The following is a 762-nucleotide window of genomic DNA, read 5'->3' on the forward strand; positions in this document are numbered from 1 at the left end:
AAGCAATATCATTGAAAAAAGCTTTTTGTCTAAATTGAAACGAAGCATTTTAACACCTTAAGACTTGTTTGTTGGTTCATAATTTTTGATGATGTATCGCGGTCTTCCCTTAACTTCAACATAAATCCTTCCGATATACTCCCCAAGAACACCTATGCCTATCAACTGAACCCCACCAAGGAAAAGTATTGAAACAAGCATTGATGGATAGCCGCGAACCGGGTTGCCGAACGCTAACGTGTCGACGATCATCCATGCGCCATAGATGAAGGCCAGGCCAGCAACGAACAAGCCGATATACGTCCACATGCGCAGTGGGAAAGTTGAGAAACTGGTGATACCCTCTAACGCTAGGTTCCACAGTTTCCAGCCATTAAACTTAGAATCCCCGGCAACACGTTCTGCGCGGGCATATTCAACAACATCAGTGCGGCCGCCAACCCAACTCAAAACGCCTTTCATGAAAAGGTTGCGTTCTGGCATTAGCTTGATGTTTTCAACCACATCTCGAGACATCAGGCGGAAGTCGCCAACGTTTTCCTCGATCTGCGGATTGCTGATTTTGTTGTGCAGCTTATAGAACCACTCTGCGGTCTTACGCTTGAGTCGCCCATCGGTGGACCGGTCAGAGCGTTTAGCCAGCACCATATCCGCCCCGGCCTGCCATTTCTCTATCAGGTGCGGTATAACCTCAATTGGGTCCTGCAAATCAACATCTATCGGGATAATAGCTTCGCCGCTTGCATGGTCCAGTCCTGCAAA

The 762-nt window shown here is 47.6% G+C and carries 1 protein-coding gene; it reads right to left on the minus strand.

Features of this window, described 5'->3' with window-relative positions:
- Positions 1 to 57: 57 nt before the first annotated feature.
- On the minus strand, positions 58 to 762 hold a 705-nt coding region (locus tag RE027_RS17915), incomplete at its 5' end, for a glycosyltransferase (RefSeq protein ID WP_368809652.1).

This window comes from Kocuria sabuli (assembly GCF_040981185.1).
Taxonomy (GTDB): domain Bacteria; phylum Actinomycetota; class Actinomycetes; order Actinomycetales; family Micrococcaceae; genus Kocuria; species Kocuria sabuli.